At 51.1% G+C, this 19,402-nt stretch carries 15 protein-coding genes; 9 read left to right on the top strand and 6 right to left on the bottom strand.

The window, feature by feature from the left end:
- Positions 1-5 precede the first annotated feature (5 nt).
- From Q366_RS01355 to Q366_RS01320, 8 genes are read left to right on the top strand one after another with little or no spacing between them, the layout of a single operon-like run.
- The gene (locus Q366_RS01355) at positions 6-1,130 is read left to right on the top strand and encodes an SPFH domain-containing protein (protein ID WP_035235606.1); all 1,125 of its coding nucleotides are present in this window, start codon (positions 6-8) and stop codon (positions 1,128-1,130) included.
- A complete protein-coding gene (locus Q366_RS01350; RefSeq protein WP_245619840.1) occupies positions 1,127-2,188 on the top strand; it encodes an SPFH domain-containing protein in 1,062 nt (353 codons plus the stop codon). The genes Q366_RS01355 and Q366_RS01350 overlap by 4 nt, the downstream gene beginning before the upstream one ends.
- Complete coding sequence (locus Q366_RS01345; protein WP_035235605.1) at positions 2,185-3,219, top strand: AAA family ATPase; 1,035 nt, start codon at positions 2,185-2,187, stop codon at positions 3,217-3,219. The genes Q366_RS01350 and Q366_RS01345 overlap by 4 nt, the downstream gene beginning before the upstream one ends.
- A 40-nt stretch (positions 3,220-3,259) precedes the next feature.
- Positions 3,260-4,480 carry a bifunctional cobalt-precorrin-7 (C(5))-methyltransferase/cobalt-precorrin-6B (C(15))-methyltransferase gene (locus Q366_RS01340; protein ID WP_035235602.1) on the top strand — a complete coding sequence of 407 codons (1,221 nt, stop codon included), beginning with the start codon at positions 3,260-3,262 and terminating at the stop codon, positions 4,478-4,480.
- A gap of 5 nt (positions 4,481-4,485) precedes the next feature.
- A complete protein-coding gene (gene cobM, locus Q366_RS01335) occupies positions 4,486-5,253 on the top strand; it encodes a precorrin-4 C(11)-methyltransferase (protein ID WP_035235781.1) in 768 nt (255 codons plus the stop codon).
- Positions 5,250-6,305, top strand: a complete 1,056-nt coding sequence (locus Q366_RS01330) for a cobalt-precorrin 5A hydrolase (RefSeq protein ID WP_035235600.1) — start codon at positions 5,250-5,252, stop codon at positions 6,303-6,305. The genes cobM and Q366_RS01330 overlap by 4 nt, the downstream gene beginning before the upstream one ends.
- A complete protein-coding gene (gene cobJ / locus Q366_RS01325) occupies positions 6,200-7,054 on the top strand; it encodes a precorrin-3B C(17)-methyltransferase (protein WP_084691653.1) in 855 nt (284 codons plus the stop codon). Before Q366_RS01330 ends, cobJ begins: the two co-directional genes overlap by 106 nt.
- The gene (locus Q366_RS01320; protein WP_035235597.1) at positions 7,051-8,589 is read left to right on the top strand and encodes a cobyric acid synthase; all 1,539 of its coding nucleotides are present in this window, start codon (positions 7,051-7,053) and stop codon (positions 8,587-8,589) included. The genes cobJ and Q366_RS01320 overlap by 4 nt, the downstream gene beginning before the upstream one ends.
- Before the next feature lie 27 nt (positions 8,590-8,616).
- On the opposite strand, the gene Q366_RS01315 is transcribed toward Q366_RS01320, so the two are convergent.
- Together Q366_RS01315 and Q366_RS01310 are read right to left on the bottom strand one after the other, a co-directional pair.
- Positions 8,617-10,179 carry an ATP-binding protein gene (locus Q366_RS01315; RefSeq protein WP_035235596.1) on the bottom strand — a complete coding sequence of 521 codons (1,563 nt, stop codon included), beginning with the start codon at positions 10,177-10,179 and terminating at the stop codon, positions 8,617-8,619.
- 109 nt (positions 10,180-10,288) lie between these two features.
- Positions 10,289-11,008: a DUF554 domain-containing protein gene (locus Q366_RS01310; RefSeq protein ID WP_035235595.1), complete on the bottom strand. Its 720-nt coding sequence runs from the start codon at positions 11,006-11,008 to the stop codon at positions 10,289-10,291.
- Positions 11,009-11,401: 393 nt separating this feature from the next.
- On the opposite strand from Q366_RS01310, the gene Q366_RS01305 reads away from it, so the two are divergent.
- The gene (locus Q366_RS01305; protein WP_084691652.1) at positions 11,402-14,380 is read left to right on the top strand and encodes a diguanylate cyclase; all 2,979 of its coding nucleotides are present in this window, start codon (positions 11,402-11,404) and stop codon (positions 14,378-14,380) included.
- Between the two features lie 22 nt (positions 14,381-14,402).
- Here Q366_RS01305 and ilvN read toward each other — a convergent pair whose 3' ends face one another.
- The 4 genes from ilvN to Q366_RS01285 form a co-directional block, all read right to left on the bottom strand.
- The gene (gene ilvN / locus Q366_RS01300; RefSeq protein ID WP_035235593.1) at positions 14,403-14,684 is read right to left on the bottom strand and encodes an acetolactate synthase small subunit; all 282 of its coding nucleotides are present in this window, start codon (positions 14,682-14,684) and stop codon (positions 14,403-14,405) included.
- A gap of 2 nt (positions 14,685-14,686) precedes the next feature.
- The gene (gene ilvB, locus Q366_RS01295) at positions 14,687-16,348 is read right to left on the bottom strand and encodes a biosynthetic-type acetolactate synthase large subunit (protein ID WP_035235592.1); all 1,662 of its coding nucleotides are present in this window, start codon (positions 16,346-16,348) and stop codon (positions 14,687-14,689) included.
- A gap of 456 nt (positions 16,349-16,804) precedes the next feature.
- A complete protein-coding gene (locus tag Q366_RS01290) occupies positions 16,805-18,451 on the bottom strand; it encodes a methyl-accepting chemotaxis protein (RefSeq protein ID WP_035235591.1) in 1,647 nt (548 codons plus the stop codon).
- A complete protein-coding gene (locus Q366_RS01285; protein ID WP_035235590.1) occupies positions 18,448-19,380 on the bottom strand; it encodes a hydrogenase small subunit in 933 nt (310 codons plus the stop codon). Before Q366_RS01285 ends, Q366_RS01290 begins: the two co-directional genes overlap by 4 nt.
- Positions 19,381-19,402: the final 22 nt, after the last annotated feature.

Raw genomic sequence — 19,402 nt, 5'->3', positions numbered from 1 at the left:
CGTTTATGGAGACCGAGACCCCGGACAATCTGGAAGACAATGCCCCAAAGGTAATCCATTCAACCACAGACTTTGCAAAAAAAGCAAAGCTGCCGAAATTCAAATTTAAAGTACCGCTCTTCATTAAGATTCTCACGGTACTGGTGGTACTTGCCGCTCTGGCATATGGTTCATTGCTGGAATATATCCGGCCCTATGAATACGGCATAAAGGTCAATAGAATCGGCTGGCACCGGGGTGTGCAGAAAAAGGTTTATGAAACAGGGCTTTACCTGGTGCTTCCCTTTGGCATTCAAGAAATGTACAAGCTGCCGAGGGCATTGCAGGTTCTGGAGTTGACCACCTCTGCCCAAACAGCCGCCTATGATACCAGAATAGAAAGAGCTGCCCATATTCAGACCTCTGACGGTTTTTTTGTGGATGTGGATGTCTCCATCATTTATCGCATCAGCGACCCCTATAAGGTGTTTACCGACATTGGTCCCGGGCGGCTGTTTGAAGACAACGGCATTATTCCGAAAACAGAGCCTGCCCTTAAAAATAATCTGGGAAAACTGACCACCGAAGAATTTTTCAACAGCCCCATGAGAGTTGAAAAGGCCCTGGCGGCAAAACAGGAGTTAAATAAAGAGCTCAAAGACAAGGGTATTGAGGTGACATATGTCCTGGTTCGATATTTTCATTACAGCGATGAAATTCAGAAAAATATTGAAGAAAAGAAGCTCAAGGATCAGCTTGTTTTTAAAAACCAGGCCGAGGCAAGGGCAGCCATTGAAGGCGCCAAGCTGACCAAAATTGAACAGGAAGGCAAGGTGCGCGTCGAAGTTGAGATTGAAAAGGCAAAAGCCTATGTCACCAGAAAACAGGCTGAAAAAGATTTGTACTACAGAAAAAAAATGGCTGAAGCGGATCTTCTTGTCAAACTTGCCGAAGCCGAACAAACCCGGTTGAAAAATGAAGCACTCCAGGGAAAAGGGGCTGAACGTATGGTGGGGCTGAAAATGGCCGAGGTGTATAAAGGCATTGATGTTGTCATTCTTCCCAGTGACGGGCCCTCCGGGGTCAATCCCCTTGACCTGAACAAGGCCCTGGAACTTTTTGATGTCCGCAGCAAAGGAGGTGCCAAATGAAAAACCAGATGAAGAACCAGATGAAGAACCAGACAAAAAAATTAATTCTTTTGCCGGCCCTTATCATGATGGTTATGCTGGCGGGTTGCGTTCCCCATACAACAGACAGCACAGAGGTGGGGGTCAGAACCATAAAGTTTTCATTCTTTGGAAAAAAGGGGGTGGAAGAAAAGTATTATGCCCCGGGTTCCACCTATTTTTTCATGCCCTTTATCAATGACTGGAATACCTTTGATACCAAACTTCAAAACCTTGAAATGACCTATGATGCCAATAAAGGGGACAGAAAAACCCGGGACGATCTGTTGTTTAAAACCATAGACGGCAACGACATCAGTCTTGATGTGATTATCGTATATAAAATTGATCCCGCAAAGGCCCCCTATATCCTTCAGAATGTGGCAAAGGACGACATGGATCTTCGACAGAAAATCGTGCGCACCATTGTCCGGAGCAAACCCCGGGACCTGTTCGGTGAACTGACCACAGAACAATTTTACGTTGCCGCAAGCAGGGGTGCCCAGGCCCATAAAACAAAAGAATACCTGCAAACGATGTTCAAACCCATGGGCATCATCATTGAAAAAGTGCTGACCAAGGACTACCGGTTTAATCCCAAATACCAGAAAGCCATTGAGGATAAAAAAGTGGCTGACCAGCTGGTCGAAAAGAACAAGTCGGCCCAGCATGCGGCCCAGGAAGAGTACAACCGGAAACTCGAAGAGGCCAGGGGCGACGTCAACCGGATGATCGCCGATGTGGACGGAGAGTTCATGAAATCCAAAATTGAGGCAGATGTCTATTATGAAAAACAGCAGCTCCTTGCCCAGGCCATTAAGGCCGAAGGGGAGGCCGCAGCCAAGGGCATTCAGGAGATGAACAACGCCATGGCCAGTGCCGGGGGCGAAGCCCTGGTCAAGCTGAAAATCGCCGAAGCCCTCCAGGGTAAAAAATTAATTCTTTTACCGGTATCCGAAGGCGGAATGAACTTGAAAACAACCAATATAAATGAACTTATCGAAACAATGGGGGTTAAGGGGCTTGGGAAACAGCCATGATAGAGAAAATAAGATTTGAAAAGTTCACTGCTTTTGAAACGCTGGAACTTAAGTTTTCTCCTGGAATCAATATTTTTATCGGAGAGAACGGTACCGGGAAGACACATATCATGAAAGCGGTCTATGCTGCCTGCGATATTTCCAAAAGCAAGGACAGCTTTGCTGAAAAAATAAATAACGTCTTTTATCCGTCAGGCAAGCAGATTGGCCGCCTGGTTAAACGCTCCTCCGCCAGCAGCAAGGGATTGATAGAGGTGACTCGAAAGCTGGAGGAAAAATCTATCAATATAAGATTGTCATTTTCCAACCACACAACCAGACCGGAAAAGGCAACGGTATCCGGTGCCACAAAGGCCTGGAGGGAGACGCATTTCGATGCGGCATATATTCCGGTAAAGGACATGATGGCCAACGCACCGGATTTCCGATCTCTTTATGAAGAACGGGAAATTCACTTTGAAGAAGTTTATGTGGATATTATCCGCAAGGCGTTTTTACCTGTTCTGAAAGGCCCCACAGAAAAGCAGCGGAAACATCTCCTGGAAAGCCTGCAGGAGGCCATGGACGGAAAAGTGATTGCCAAAAATGAAGAATTCTTTTTGCGCAGCAAGCATGGGGAGCTTGGGTTTACACTTCTGGCAGAAGGATTCAGAAAACTAGGGTTGTTATGGATTTTGATTCAGAACGGTACATTGCTTAACGGCTCGGCACTGTTCTGGGACGAGCCGGAAACCAATCTGAATCCCAGACTCATGAAGTCTGTTGTCGGCATCCTGTTGGAACTGCAGCGAACCGGCGTACAGATATTTATAAGCACCCATGACTATGCGGTTCTTAAGGAGTTTGACCTCCAGTATCAAACCCAGGACCAGATAGCCTTTCACAGCCTGTTCAGGGATACTGAGTCCGGTGAAATAAAAGCCGCCACCACACCTCGTTACCTGGATATCTCTCCCAATGTAATTGATGAGACCTTCGGCAGTTTTGTGGATCGTGAAATTGAGAAATCCATGGGGGATTTGGGTAGCTGAATGTGGCCTGCATAGACTCTTGTCTTAGGGAAATACAGCCATGAATGAACCGGTTCATGTGATCGGCATGGGCCTTGGCCCGGCGGATCTTACCGCATCCCACCTGGCGCTTATTGAAAGGGCCGCTGTTCTGGTGGGCGGGAAACGGCATCTGTCATATTTCAAGGATGCAAAGGCGTTAAAAAAAGAGATCTCAAGCCCTGTGTCCGGGGTGCTGGATTTCGTTGAGCAGTATATGGCTGAAGGGCTTGTGGTGGTGCTGGCCTCGGGTGATCCGCTTTTTTTCGGCATCGGCAAAACGTTGATCACACGCCTGGGGCCGGACAAGGTCATTATTCATCCCAATGTCACCAGTATGGCTGCCGCCTTTGCCCGGCTTAAACTGCCCTGGCAGGATGCGGCCTGGGTAAGCCTGCACGGCCGGGACAATATGCCGGCCCTGGCCAGGGCCATGGATGACAAGGACCTGCTGTGTGTGCTCACCGATCCTGAAAACGATCCGTTGGCCGTGAAAAAACAGGTGGATGCCCATAATTATGCCTGGCAGATGTGGGTGCTGGAAAACCTGGGCGCCCCGGAAGAAAAAATTTTTTCCATGGATGAACACACCGACTTGGAACGGGGCTTTTCCCAGCCCAATGTGGTGGTGCTTCAAAAAGGAGAATTGGCAGCCCCGTCCGGCCCTTTGCGTCCGGGGACACCGGATAACTGGTTTGTCCATGAAAAGGGTCTGATTACCAAGGCCCCGGTTCGCGTACTGTCTTTAGCCGCCCTGGCACTTTCACCTGACAATACCTTGTGGGATCTGGGGGCTGGGTCAGGATCTGTGGGAATTGAAGCCACCTTGTTTTTGCCGGACGGGTTTGTGTACGCCGTGGAAAAAAATCAGGGCCGTGTGGAACAGATCAAAGTCAATGTTGAGCGGTTCAAGGTTAAAAATTTGTCTGTCACCCAGGCCGAACTTCCCGATGGGCTGGGGAAGCTGCCCGCGCCTGACCGGGTCTTCATCGGCGGCTCCGGCAAACATCTGGACCAGGTGCTGGATGCTGTGGCAACGGTTTTAAATCCTGAAGGCAGAATCGTTGTAAATACCGTTTTAATAGAGACCTTGCACCTGGCGGTATCGGTGCTGGAAAAAAAGGGCTTTGACGTGAGCCTGACCCAGGCCCAGATCAGCCAGTCCCGGAACATGCCCTGGGGGCGGCGTATGGAAGCGTTGAATCCCGTGTGGATCATCGCAGCAGAAAAAGGAAAGGTATGATGAACATGACGAAAAAATTCCCGATTATATTTACCGGCGCAGGGCCGGGGGCACCGGACCTGATCACGGTCAGGGGCATGAAAGCCCTGGAAGACGCCGATTATATCCTCTACGCAGGGTCTCTGGTACCCGGGGCCGTGCTGACCTGGGCCAATGACGCTGTAAAAAAAGAGTCCAGCGCCGGTATGCACCTGGACGAGATGGTGGATGCCATGGCTGATGCCTGGGACAGGGGGCTGAAAGTCGTGCGGCTGCACACCGGTGATCCATCCCTTTACGGGGCCATTGCCGAACAGATGATGCTGCTGGACCAACGTCAGATCCCCTACGAGGTGATCCCGGGCGTTACCGCGGCCTTTGCCGCGGCTGCCGCGCTCAAGGTTGAATACACTGTACCGGAACACGCCCAGACCCTGATCTTCACCCGGATTTCAGGCCGGACCCCGGTGCCGGAAAAAGAATCCCTGGAAAGCCTGGCTGCCCATAAAGCGTCAATGGCGATTTATTTAAGCGCCGGTATGGCCGAACAGGTGGAAAAAATCCTGGCCGCAACCTATGGGCCCGAGGCGCCGGTGGCCGTGGCCTATCGGGTGAGCCATCCCGAAGAACGCATCATTGTTACGATTGTGGACCGTCTGGCTGAAACCATGGCGGAAAACGAGATCAACCGCCTGGCGCTCATCATTGTAGGGCCTTTTCTGGAGACGGAAAAGAGTGCCAAATCACTGTTGTACGACCGGGCCTTTGCCCACGGATACCGGGACAAGGCGTGATCGACTGGGCTGAAAAAAAGCTTGGGGTGTGGGTGCTGACACCCCATGGAATGGCCCTGGCAAACCGGGTGAAACAAGCCCTGCCCCATGCAGACCTGTTTGCATCACAAAAACTTGGGCCAGGTGAGTCCCATGCCCGGTTCTCCGCTTTGGCCAAGGCCCTGGCACGGGTCTGGGACCATTATGATGCCCATTACTTTATTATGGCCACGGGTATTGTGGTGCGGACCATTGCTCCCCTGATCCGGGATAAGACCCGGGATCCTGCCGTGGTGTGCGGGGATGAGGCCGGGCATTTTGTGATCAGCCTGATCTCAGGCCATATCGGCGGTGCCAATGAACTGGCTGTCAAACTTTCGGCTATACTGGGAGCCCGGCCTGTGATCACGACGGCCACGGATGTCAACCAGGTGCCGGCCATTGATGTGATTGCCAGGAACCAGGGGCTTTATATTGAAAATAAAAGGGCCATTAAACATGTGAGCATGGCCTTTATCAAGGGGGAACCCCTGCCAATTCATGACCCTTTTGGTCTGGTGTCACCGCACCTGCGGCCCACTGAAAAATCAGGTCCCATGGCAGATTCTTCCTTATTTACGCCTGAAAAATCCGGAATATGGGTGGATTACAGGATACACACCCTTCCGGAAAAAGTGCTGGTGCTGCGGCCTAAAATGCTGGTGGCCGGTATGGGCTGCCGAAGGGGCGTGACCCGGCAGGAACTTGAAGATCATTTACAACAGGTCTTTCATACCCAGGGGTTCAGCGTGAACAGCCTGTCCCAAATCGTGTCCGTGGATCTTAAAGCGGATGAACCCGGGCTTCTGGAACTTGCCCGGACCTTAAACCTGCCCATTGAATTTTATACAAGAGGTGAACTGGACCAGGTGAAGCGCGTGCCCAATCCCTCTTCCCTGGTGAACAAACATATAGGAATACAAAGCGTATGCGAAGCAGCAGCCATACTGGCAACGGGCCAGACGCGTCTATTAACACCGAAAACTGCCACCCGGACTATAACCCTTGCCATCGCGGCAATACCCTTTACATAGTCGGCACAGGACCCGGAAAGGCAGACCACATGTCCGGCCGGGCACGCCAGGTGCTGGGGGCCTGCGATATCGTGGTGGGATACAAGACCTATCTTGAACTGATCCAGGAGGTGATCAAGGACAAGAAGACCCTTGCCACAGGCATGACCAGGGAGGTGGACCGGGTTCAGGCCGCCATTGATGCAGCCCTTGACGGCCATTGTTGCGCCCTGGTTTCCGGCGGTGATGCGGGCATCTACGCCATGGCAGGCCTGGTTTTGGAAATGCTGACAGTAAAGAAAATTGCCTGCAATACCGGCGAAAAAGGCAGCCTGTGCGTTGAGGTGGTGCCGGGCATCCCCGCGCTTGCTGCCGGGGCCGCGCTTCTGGGCGCGCCGTTGACCCACGATTTTGCAGCTGTCAGCCTAAGCGATCTGCTCACCCCCTGGCAGATGATTGAAAAACGCCTGGATGCAGCAGCCTCTGCCGATTTTGTGATCACTATTTACAACCCCAAAAGCAAAAAACGCGACTGGCAGCTGGGCCGGGCCATGGAGATCATGCTTCAGCACCGGGCCGGCACCACCCCTGTGGGCATTGTCACCGGTGCCATGCGGGACAACCAGAAGGTGGCTTTGTGTGCCCTGAAAGATCTGGACAAGGCCGAGGTGGGCATGCAGAGCATCGTGATTGTGGGAAACAGTTCCACCTTTATTTACAATGATCTGATGATCACCCCCCGGGGGTACAGCAAAAAGTATGAGATATGAGCGCTGAAACGAAACAGGCAAAATGTATTGCCGCCCTGGGTACAGGCTCTGATGTGGGAAAAAGCGTGGTTGCCACAGCCCTTTGCCGGATTTTTTCCGACCGCGGGCTTCAAGTGGCCCCTTACAAGGCCCAGAATATGTCCAACAATTCCGGGGTCACCCCGGAAGGCCTTGAAATGGGCCGGGCCCAGATTGTCCAGGCCGAAGCGGCCCGCATTCCCCCCCATGTGGACATGAACCCGGTGCTGCTCAAACCCGTGACCCAGATCGGCTCCCAGGTGGTGCTGCTGGGAAAGGTGCATAAAGATCTGTCCGCGGCGCAATACCACCGGGAAAAGGCAAAACTCTGGGATACGGCCTGCAACGCCCTGGACCGCCTGCGCGCCGCCAATGATGTGGTGGTGCTGGAAGGGGCCGGCTCCTGCGCTGAAGTCAATCTCATGGCACGGGATATTGTCAATTTAAAAATGGCGGCCTATGCCGGGGCACCGGTGATTCTCATCGCAGACATTGACCGGGGCGGGGTGTTTGCCCAGATTGTGGGGACCCTGGCCTGCCTGGGAAAGGCTGAACAGGATATGATCGCAGGCTTTATCATCAACCGGTTCAGGGGAGATATTGCGTTGTTCAAAGAGGGTGTGGACTGGATCGAGAAAAAGACCGGAAAACCTGTGTTTGGCGTGCTGCCCTGGGTCAGCCACCATATTCCCAGCGAAGACTCCGTGGTGATCGAACACGCCGTGGCCGGAACCGATCCGGCTAAAACCCCCACGGTGCTGGTGGTGCGTACCCCCCATATCTCCAATTTTACCGATTTTGACGCCCTGTGCCAGGTGGAGGGTCTGGGCGTGGATTTTGTTGAGCACCCAGTTGAGCATCCAAGGGGCCTGTCCGCCTACAAAGCCGTAATCCTGCCCGGTTCCAAGAGCACCCGCAGTGACCTGGGCTGGCTTTCTAAAACTGGCTGGACCCCAAAAATTCAGGCGTATGCTAAAAACGGCGGCCATGTGTTCGGTGTCTGCGGCGGCTACCAGATGCTGGGCACAAAAGTCCATGACCCCAATGGCCTTGAAGGCCCCCCGGGTGTCACCCATGGGTTGGGTCTTCTGCCCCTGGAAACCGTGCTCAAAGCCCCCAAAACCACCACCATCTCCCGGTTTGAATGGGACGGCACCCCGGGCCTGGGCTATGAAATCCACATGGGCCGGACCGCTTGGGCCGACCGGATCGCACCAACCCAAGCGGCAAACAACGGCCTGTTACGCGTGAAAGAGAGAAACCGGCAGCTCTGCACCGATTTTGACGGGGCCATGGCAGACTCGGGGCGGATCATGGGTACCTACATGCACGGTTTTTTTGATTCTGCACCCATTCTAAAAAAATGGCTTTCGCTACTGGGCTTAAACGAACTTGAGCCCCCGGAATCCTGGGGCCTCCAGGGCAGGAACAAACAGTACGACATGCTGGCCCGCCATTTTGAAACCCATGTGGATGTGGCTGCTATTGTAAACGCCATGAACCGGATAAGAAATTAGGAAAAACTCTTTTCCCTGCGATGTTGTTTATCTGGTATCTTGTGTGTGGTGGTGGGCCAGGACCTGCTCCCAGAGAAATTCCGTTACATTTCTCTCCTCACTGGAAAAGCCAATACCAATCAGGATAATTTTTTTGCCCTTGCTTTGGTATTTTTCATGGTAGTTTTTTAATTTGATTTGCTCCAGTGCAGCGTTCTGTGGCATATCCACCTTAAATTCAATAAGGTAAATAATCTCATCCATCTCCACACTCATATCAATCCGTCCCTTGTTGGTGCAGTCTTCCACCGTAAGACAAAGCCTTGATGACGCAAGCCAGGCATAGATCACGCTGGCATAAAATCCTTCGTACCGGGCAATTTCGTTATTCGTGTAGTTGTGGTAGGGAATCGCGGCAAACAGGGCGTGGATGGCTGTTTTGAATTGATCCAGGTCTTGATCTGCCAGGGCAAAATACATATTCATCTGCATTTCATTACGTTGGGCGTTTTCGGAAAACAGATCAACCAGGGAGCTGTTAAAAGCCGCAGAAACTTCCAGATTAGGAAATCCCAGGGTATAGGAAATAAAGGTATCCCGCTGCCGCACCTCTTTAATAGCCAGATAACCGGTCTGAAACAGCAGAGGGACAGGCGTGATATTATCAACATCAAAGGAAGAAAGCAGTTCGTCTCCGGCCTTTATGTTGCTTAATTGCGGCAGAAAAAATCGCTGTTTTTGAAGGAGCTTTATGAGAAATGAGGGGGTGCCGGTTTCAAACCAGTAATTTTTAAACTGCTTGCGTCCTCGTAAAAAAAGCAGAATATCAAAAGGGTTGTACACATTTTCACCCAGGAAGTGATAGCCGTCATACCACAGACGCACCTGCGCCATATCCGCACCTTGCAAATGTTGGGAAAATACGGTCTCAAGGTCTTTCTGGGTATAGCCGCAAATGGCAGAAAATTCCGGGGTAAGGGAAATATCCTCAATATTGTTGATTCCGGAAAAAATGGACACTTTGGGAAATTTACTTACGCCGGTCAGAAAAGCAAAGCGGATATGGGCATCGTTGTCCTTGATGACGGAGTAAAACGCCTTGAGTTCTTCCCTGACCTCAAGGGCGATCTGGGGCTGATCAATATTGTCCAGAATGGGTTTGTCGTATTCGTCAATCAGGATGACCACAGGCTGGCCGTATTGTTCTTTTACCGCTTTGATCAGACGGCCAAATCCGGCTGAGACAGCAGAAATGCCACAGCTTACCCCTAAACGCCGCTCATTATCCCAAAGGGTTTCCCGGATACTGATCTGCACCATTTCCATACTGCGAAAATTCCCGCCGCCAAAGGAAATCTTGATCACCGGATGTTTTTTTGACCAGTTATGCGCTGTATCTGCGGCAAGCCCTTCAAATAATTCTTTTTTCCCTTCAAATAAATTATGCAGGGTATCTACAAACAGGCTTTTTCCAAAGCGTCTTGGTCTGGATAAAAAGCAATATTTGTAGCGGGTAATCAAATCAACGGCAATGCCGGTTTTATCCACATAAGCATAATTGCCTGCTCTGATTTCGCTAAAGGTTTGAATCCCGATGGGCAGTTTCTTCATGGCACAATCTCCTGACATTTCGAAGAAATCGCGACTAAAGTTTTTGTAATTTTGTCTTGATGCCCCCCGAACCTATAAATCTGAAAAATCACTTCATGATTCATTCAAGTTAATTGACAAAATACTGCACCCACAGGGCAGAAATGGGCATGGCAATCAAAAGGGCCGGAAGCATGTTGGCGATGGGAAAAGAGACAATACCGCAAATCTGAAATCCGGTGGCAAACATAATCAGGCCTCCTACGGCGGAAAAATCAGCAATCATGGCCGGACTTGTCAAAGGAATAATCGTTGCTGCACCAAAGAACAACCCCGCCTGGATTATAAACTGGGGAATCGCAAGCGTGACCACGGGGAAACCTAAGGCGATGGCAAAAATGCCTGCGGTAAACAGATCAAGAAACGCTTTAACAATAAGCAGAGAAGCATCTCCGGTCATGCCCTCTTTCATGGCCCCGAAGACACCGGTCCCACTGGCACAGAACAGTACCAGGATCGCGACAAATTTTTCCATGTACTCTTCTTGTGACAAACCATTTTCCGGCGGCGTAACCACCTTATCGATCATCCGGCGGACAACACCGGCCACTTTTTCAATACCGGCTTCCAGATGAATCAGCTCACCTAGGATTGAGCCCAGCAGCAAGGCAAGTATCGCGACAGGCAGAAATTTTACTTTTACCACCATGGCAATACCAAGCCCCATGGATGCGCAGCCAAAAATCATGGGCATTTTATGACGTAGATTTTTCGATACACGTTCACCCAGAACCGCACCACTGATACCCCCGACAATCACCGCCGCACTGTTAACAAAAGGACCAATCATGAAAAAAACTCCGCGTAATTTTACTGTTAAAAAATGGGGACTGCCATTGACAGCCCCCTTATCGTTAGTCGTTAGTCGTTAATCCGGAAACCTCTTATAATAGACCTTTTTAAATTCGGTCCTTTTAACACGCTCTGTATACCAAGTTCCTGGGTGACTGGCTATTTTATTTTGACCACAGGCCTTAAATGGGATTGATTCTGAAACCACCCGATTCAGGCCAGCTTCCTTTTTTTATTATCATTTTCCACCTGAACTGTATAGATCAACCGATTCTTTCCCGCGACCTTCGGCAATATTCAAAAAGGATTGACTGGACCGTTTCATTCACTCATAATTAAACACTTCAACCCCCGGGCAGATGTGCCTCCGTTAGGAACTCGAAAAAAATAAATGCCACAAATTATGCGGCCAGATGTTAAACATATCCTGAAATTGCAAAAGACAATGGTTCTGGCCGCTGCATTTCTTATCACAATGAACTTGTCCGGCCCCCGGGTCTGGGCAGGGCCTGAAGCCGGCAAAGGGGTTTTGGATTTAAGAGACCTGGATTTGCAAAAAACCGGGCCGGTGAAACTTGACGGAGAGTGGCAATTCTGCTGGAACAGGCTTCTTGATCCTGATTCACGGGAATGGTCAGATCCTGGCCTGACCGGTTTTTATCCGGTTCCCCGGTTCTGGACAGCCTATCCGGGCCGCAACTTTCCAGCCGCGGGATGTGCCACGTACCGGCTTATTGTAAAAATATCCGGAAAAAATAAGAGCCTGGTATTACAGACCCCGGAACTGTTTACGGAATACGGTCTGTGGATCAATGGCCGGTTAATCCGGCAAAACGGAATGTTGCCGGGCGAACCGGTCGGGTTCCTCAAACCGGACATTCTGGCCTTTTCCCCTGATACGGACGATGTGGAAATTGTCCTGCAGATGAAAAACCGCCGCCATGGAAACGCGGGCATTGCCCAAAGTTTTATTCTCGGTACGGAAAAACAGATGCATCGAAAGTTCATGATCAGCACATCCATGGAGATCATGCTCATTTCCACTTGCCTGTTTGCCGGATTTTACCACACCATCATCTTTTTATTCCGGCAAAAAGAAAAAGAACTGTTTTATTTCGGTTTGTTCTGTTTCATGGTTGCCCTCAGAACCCTGTTCACGGGCAATACCCTGATTTCCTGGATCATTCCCGACCTGACCTTTGAAATCGCATCAAGACTCTCAACCGTCACCATTCCCTGTTGCGTGATCCTGTTTCAGTTTTTCAGCTACTTTTTTTTCAAAAAAGAGCTGCCCCGTTTTTTTTTCTGGCTGATGACGGCTGTCCATTTTCTCTATGCCGGCTGTATCCCTTTTGTATCCACAATGGCTTACTCCGTGATATTCAAATATTATCTGGTGGCGGTGGGGGCCAGCGTTCTGTTTATCCTTTATATTAACCTGAAGGCGATTGTGAACAAAACAGCTTTTGCCATGCTCTTTTTATCCGGAAGTCTGGTTCTGGCGGCAGGGGTTGCCAATGACATGCTGCACTACCTGCAGGTGATCAATACAGGGTATTACCTGGCCCTGTTTTTTCTTGGATTTATTCTGATCCAGTCCCTCATGCTGGCCATCAAATTCTCACAGGAGCACAGGACGGTTGCCATGCTGTCTGAAAAACTCAAGGTTGTTGACCGTCTCAAAGATGAATTTCTTGCCAATACCTCCCATGAATTGAGAACCCCTATCAACGGCATCATCGGCGTGGCCGAATCCTTGATTCATGGCGCTGCAGGTCCGCTTTCCGGGGAGGCCCGGCAGAATCTGGGCCTTATTGTCTCAAGCGGGAAAAGACTTTCAACGCTCATTAATGATGTCCTGGACTTTTCAAAGCTGAAACACAACGATATCCTGATTTCTAAAAAGCCCCAGGATTTAGGGCAGATGGTCTGTGTTGTCATGACCGTTATAAAATCCACGACGCCAAACAAAGCCATTCAATTAATTAATGACATTCCTAAGGATGCGCCCTTTGTCTATGGAGATGAAAACAGGCTTCAGCAGATCCTGTATAATCTCATCGGGAACGGTGTAAAATATACGGAAAAAGGCTATGTCAGGGTCCGGGCCATCCCTGGGGCAGATACCATGGAGGTCCGGGTTGAGGATTCGGGGATTGGTATCGATCCTTCATTCACAGAACGTATTTTCAACTCCTTTGAGCAGGGCGACGGTTCCATTGAACGGGAATACAAAGGAACCGGACTGGGGCTTCCCATCACTAAAAAGCTGGTGGAATTGCACGGCGGCAACATCCGGGTTGAATCAGAGCCAGGCAAGGGGTCCTGTTTTATATTTACGCTCCCGCAGGTTGCCGCCAATGGAAAAAAGGCAAAAGGGATTCGCTTTGATCCAGCGCCCTTAAGCGGCATTCTGCCTTTTCCCGAAGTCAGCTGTCCCTTACCCAATACCCGCACCGGCAATTGTTCGAAAAAAGTGCTCATCGTGGATGACGAAGCGGTAAACGGCCAGGTTCTGCTCAACTACCTGGGGATAAAAAAACTGGGGGCCGAATTCGTACCAAGCGGGTGTCTGGCCCTGGAAAGAATCAAAACCAGCCGGTTTGATCTTGTACTTCTTGATATCATGATGCCCAGGATGTCCGGGTATGAGGTCTGCCGGAAGTTGAGAGAACAATATTCCACGTTTGAGCTGCCCATCATATTTCTGACGGCAAAAAATCAACCCGGTGATATTGTCACAGCCTTTGAGGTGGGGGCCAATGATTATATCGTAAAACCGGTGGACAAAACCGAACTGCTGGCCAGAATTGATACCCACCTTTCCTTGAAATACGCTGCGTCCAAAGCCATTGAAAACGCCCGGCTGGCCAATATCGATCCCTTAACAGGGCTCTACAACCGAAGATATTTCATGAATTTCGGAAACCGGGAATTTGAAACGGCAAAGCGTAAAAAAGGCAGTCTGTCCGTTATTATGATAGACATTGACCATTTTAAAAAAGTCAATGACAGGTATGGCCACGATATCGGAGACAGGGTGTTAAAACAGGTGTCATCCATCATCCGGGAAAATCTTCGGGCAACCGATATCCCGGGGCGGTATGGCGGGGACGAATTCATGATCATCCTTCCCGGAACCGGCATTAAGGGCGCCATTCCTGTTGCTGACAAAATACGCGCCGTTTTCGAAAAAAGAACCTTTGCGGTCAAGGGCGCCGCCAATCTGAAACTGACCTTGAGCCTGGGTGTGGCCCATTACTCAGACGGCATTGAATCCTTTGGCGAAATGCTGAAAGAGACCGATGAGATGCTATACAAATCCAAAAAGGACGGGCGCAACCGTATTTCATATCCCGCTGCTGTTTAATGAAATAGCGGTTGCTGTTCGCCTAATCCCAGCATTCCTCGAAAAGCTGCCGGTACCTTGACGGCCCCCTGTCCTGACGGATTGAAACGGAAATCACGTCGTAAAGTTTTGAAAGCTGCTTGACCAGCTGCTCCGTGCGCTCATCTGTATAGATCATCAGGCGCATCCGGCTTAAGCCCCCGTCGCCTTCCGGACGGCAGAGAATCCCTTCCAGGTTGAAATTTCTCCGGGCAAAAAGCCCTGTAATCTGTGACATGACGCCCGGGTGGTTCCGGACCGTCAGCTCGACAATCGTATCGTACATATTTATGCCTCCTGAATCATTTCGAGATTGGACGCCCCCGGAGGGACCATGGGGTAAACGTTGGTGGTCCCGTCAATGGGAACAACCACCAGCGACGGACCCTGAAATGCCAGTGCCTCATCTATGGCGGAACGGTTCGATCCGTTGATCCCGGCATCCCAGGCCCGGATTCCAAACCCTTGGGCAATGGCCGAAAAATCCGGTGACCGTGTGAACTTCGAAGCAAATACATGATTGCTGTAAAACATCTCCTGCTGCTGGCGGACCAGACCCAGGTGCCCGTTGTCCATCAGAACAATCGTGATGTTGAGTTCATGTTCCGCAAGGGTGGCAAGTTCCTGAAGATTCATCAGAAAGGACCCGTCCCCGGTGATGCAGACGATCTTTTTATGGGGGTTTGCAAAGGCGGCTCCCATGGCGACGGGCACGCCAAAGCCCATGGTGCCCAGTCCCCCGGACATTAAAAGGGATCTTGGATGGCGCACAGGATAAGCCTGGGCTGTCCACATCTGGTGCTGGCCGACGTCAGTTGCCACGATGGCGTCTTCCGGGGCCCGGTTCCCGATATAGCGGATAATGCCGGACGGATGGAACGGATTTTTGATCTCGGCCGCAGCTGGCGTCGGGCTCTTCAAGGACGCAATCTCTCCGTGCCAGCCCTCCCGGGTGAAGGTATCCATTCGCGGCAGTATCTTGGTCAGCACGGTGGCGGCATCCCCGCAAACACCCAGGGAAGCGTTCCGGATTTTGCCGATTTCACTTTCATCCACATCCACATGAATCACGGCGGCATCAGCGCAGAAGGCTTCCATCTTGCCGGTGACGCGGTCATCGAAACGGATTCCCAGAGCGATGATCAGATCGGCCCGGGCCATGGCCAGGTTCGCGACAGGGGTGCCGTGCATGCCCAGCATGCCTAAGAAAAGCGGATCGTCATAGGCCATGGCCCCAAGCCCCATGAGGGTGGAGACTACCGGAATACCGTTCTTTTGGGATGCGCTGCGCAAAAGGTCTGCCCCGCCAGATGCCACCACGCCGCCGCCCACGTAAAACATCGGCCTTTTGGACTGCCGGATCATTTGCGCCATCCGCTCCAAGACCCCGTTATCCCTCCACCGGACCGGTCCGGGGACGCCCGGTTCGGGCCATTGCCCAAACCTCACCTTTTGGGTCTGCACGTCCTTGGGCACATCAACGACCACAGGCCCGGGCCGGCCGGATTCGGCAATCCGAAACGCCTCCGGGATGACGGTTAAAAGGTCCGCAGCCGCCTTGACCAGAAAATTGTGTTTGGTGACGGGCAGCGTCAACCCGTAGGTGTCCACCTCTTGAAAGGCATCGGTTCCCATCAGGGCCGTGGGGACCTGGCCTGTGATGGCGACCATGGGCACGGAATCCAGGTGGGCGTCTGCCAGGGCCGTGATGAGGTTGGTGGCCCCGGGGCCGGAGGTTGCCGTACAGACCGCGGCCTTCCCGGTGGTCCGGGCCATGCCCTGGGCCATGAACCCCGCCCCCTGCTCGTGCCGGGTGAGGATATGCCGGATAGGACTTTGGTAAAGGGCATCGTAGAGCGGAAGGGTGGCCCCGCCGGGAATGCCCCAGATGATTTTTATCCCCTGCCGTTCCAAGAGTTTTACAATCAGTTGTGCGCCGTTCATTTCCATGTTCGTTTCCCGATATTTAAATATTCATTTTATGTTCTGGTCTGTTTCCCAAAACAAAAAAACCCCCGCAGGCTCTTGCCGGCGGGGGTTTTTTTTGTCTTTATAAGATCTTAAAGCTTATATACGCTTCCTCCGACGGCGGTATCGGCCCTCCAGGCCGACGGATACCACTGCCACGACAGATACGACGACTAATTCAACAATGTCGGTGTTTTTCAGAATGTCTGTGATGGAAGCGTTCATAAGCTGATTTTTTTTATTCTTTTTTTTAATCTTAAAGGTTAATGCGTCTGACTTTGGTAATTCAATTTCAAATCAAAGTCAACGCTTTTTTTGTACGGCATCATCATATACAGCACCGATACGCTCAAAAATCTTTTCCCGGGAAAAGGGACGAGTCAGACGTTCCACCCACACCAGGTTAACGCGTTTAAGCATGCGGCCCGGGCCCAAAAATTAAATCTTAAATTGATCCACTGATGTTTTCAGGGTTTTGGATATCTGGCTGAGCCGGTCTGCACTGGCGTTTATTTCCGAACTCCTGTCCGATATGCCAAGGGCTGCCTGGTGAACGTCGTCAATATCACTTGCAATTTTTTTAACTTTTTTTGAACTTTCCGTTACATTGAGGGTAACTTCCTGGATTCCCAGGGCTGCCTGGCTGACATTGCCGGCAATTTCACGCGTAGTGCCGGACTGTTTTTCCACACTGGTGGTGATGGTGTCGATCATGGCATTGACACTGTCTATGGCATTGCTGATTTCTGAAATTTCCGAAATGGCCTGGCGGGTCGAATCCTGAATGCGGATGACTTTTCCCTGAATTTCATACGTGGCGTCTGCTGTTTGTTTTGCCAGGAGTTTGATTTCACTGGCCACCACGGCAAAGCCTCTGCCGCTTTCCCCGGCACGCGCTGCTTCAATGGTCGCGTTCAAGGAGAGCAAATTGGTTTGTTCGGAAATATCGTTAATGGTTTCAACCACATCTCCGATCTCCTGGGCACTATGTTCAAGATTTTTAATGCTGTCGGCGGCTTTCTGGGTTCTGGAGACGGCGTACTGGCTGTTTTTGCGGGTTTCTTCGGTGTTTTTGGCAATTTTTCCAATCATGGCACTCATCTCTTCAGCCGCAGAAGATACCATTTCAATATTATTGGAGGATTGTTCGGCTGCTGCGGCCGTTGACGTCATGTTGTCGCTCACATCCACAGCCGCTGCTGCCACGGTATTGGACCTTTCGGTCATTATACCGGCGGCATCTGACATTTTTTTTGAAATATCAAGAAGTTCGGCAGATGACCTATTCTGCTTTTCAGAATTATTTGCAATATCCCGGATAATTCCCTGGAGTTTTTCAACAAAGGTATTGAACCACCTGGAAAGACTGCCCAGTTCATCTGCAGACGTGATGCGTAACCTTTTGGTCAGGTCTCCGTCGCCTTCAGCCGCATCCTTCAGTCCGCTGAGAACGCTGAAGATTGGATTTTTGACCATTTTCTGGATGGCAATAAAAACCATGAAACTCATAATAAAAAGAAGAATGATTGATCCGGCAGTGGTAAAATACTTGAGTTTGGAGATGACCGTATTCAGGGCGCTAAGATCGTATGTAAGGGAGAGGATGCCTCCGATTTCTCCTTGTTTCCAGGTCGGATGACACCGGATACAGTCTGCAACAACGGGCTGGGGACCGAAAATGACAAGCCGGGTGTCAGATTTTTGCATGACTTGCGTCTTTTCTTCCCGGATGCGGGACAATAATCCGTCCGGAAGGGGTTCTGCCTTGTCCAGGGTATTGGATGACAGATTGACCGCGCCTTTCCGATCATACAGATTGACCGCCATGACCCCGTTGATTTGCTTCTGGTGAAGGAGCAGTTTTTGAAAATTTTTCATCTGGCCGCGTTCAAGCGATCCTTTCACCCCGTCTTCAAACGCGTTGAACAGGGTGTGGACGGACTGGGTGTAGGTCAGCCGCATCTGGTTTTCCACAAACCGGTTTAAAAGGACTACAAAAGCCGCAAGACAGATCAACAAGACAATAACCACAGTGAGAATAATTTTATAGGTAATGGAGAGCCGGGCAAACAGATGGGATTTCATGACTTTTCTCCTGGGGTTCCGGACATGGCGGTTTCGGCGTTCCGGTAAAACGGGAAATCTCTTTTTGCTGCAAACATGGGGGATGCACAGCCGATACAGGGTGCATTGGCGTCGATGCACCAGGTCTGTCCACAATTCCACCACCGGGTGGGGCAGTCTGCAAAAGTGTCCGGCCCCAGGCAGCCGAGTTTAAAAAGGCAGCCTTTATCTCCCAGTTTTTCAGCAAAAATTTCCTGCTGAAAGTCATGGTACCGGGGGCACAATTCATGGACTTTCCGGCTGAAAAAAGCAGCCGGCCGGGTATTCTTGAGTTCCGGGAGACCGATTTTAACCAGGTGGACAATGGTTTTCCAGACCCAGTCCGGATGCACCGGGCATCCTGGAATGGAAATCAGGAGCGGTTTTTTATTTATTGTCTTGTAAAAATCATTCAGGCTGACAGCACCGGTCAGGTTGCCTTCAGCCGCCGGGATACCTCCGTAAGAACTGCAGGTGCCGATGGCAACGGCACCGCTCATGGTTTCGGCAGCAGCACCCAGGTAGTCGGCAATGGGTTTTGTGCCAATGACGCAGGCTTCAGGCATCCCCAGGGGAATGGCCCCTTCGACAGCCAGAAAATAATCCCCGGCGTTCCCGCTGATATAAGCGTCCAGCAGATCCAGCACCTGTTTTCCGGATGCAGCCGACAAATCCTGATGAAAGACCAGCTTGGAATGACGGGTGATCATGGTGACCGCGTCAGGCGCCTCGGCCTGGAGCAGGGATACGGAGCACCCGGTACAAGATTGGGCCTGGAGATAGATCAGTTTGGGCACGGATTCGGGATCAAGGATTTTCAGGGCCGCGCTGACCGCTGACGGGAGCCCGGCAATGGGAAGGGAGGCACCGAGGCAGGCAGCCAGTTTTAAGAAGTCTCGTCTGTTTATCATGGGGTTTTTCCTCCGAAGCTAT

This window comes from Desulfobacter vibrioformis DSM 8776, assembly GCF_000745975.1.
GTDB classification, from domain to species: Bacteria; Desulfobacterota; Desulfobacteria; order Desulfobacterales; family Desulfobacteraceae; genus Desulfobacter; species Desulfobacter vibrioformis.
Note: the sequence above shows the minus strand (reverse complement) of the source record. Positions and strands in the feature narration are given on the sequence as shown.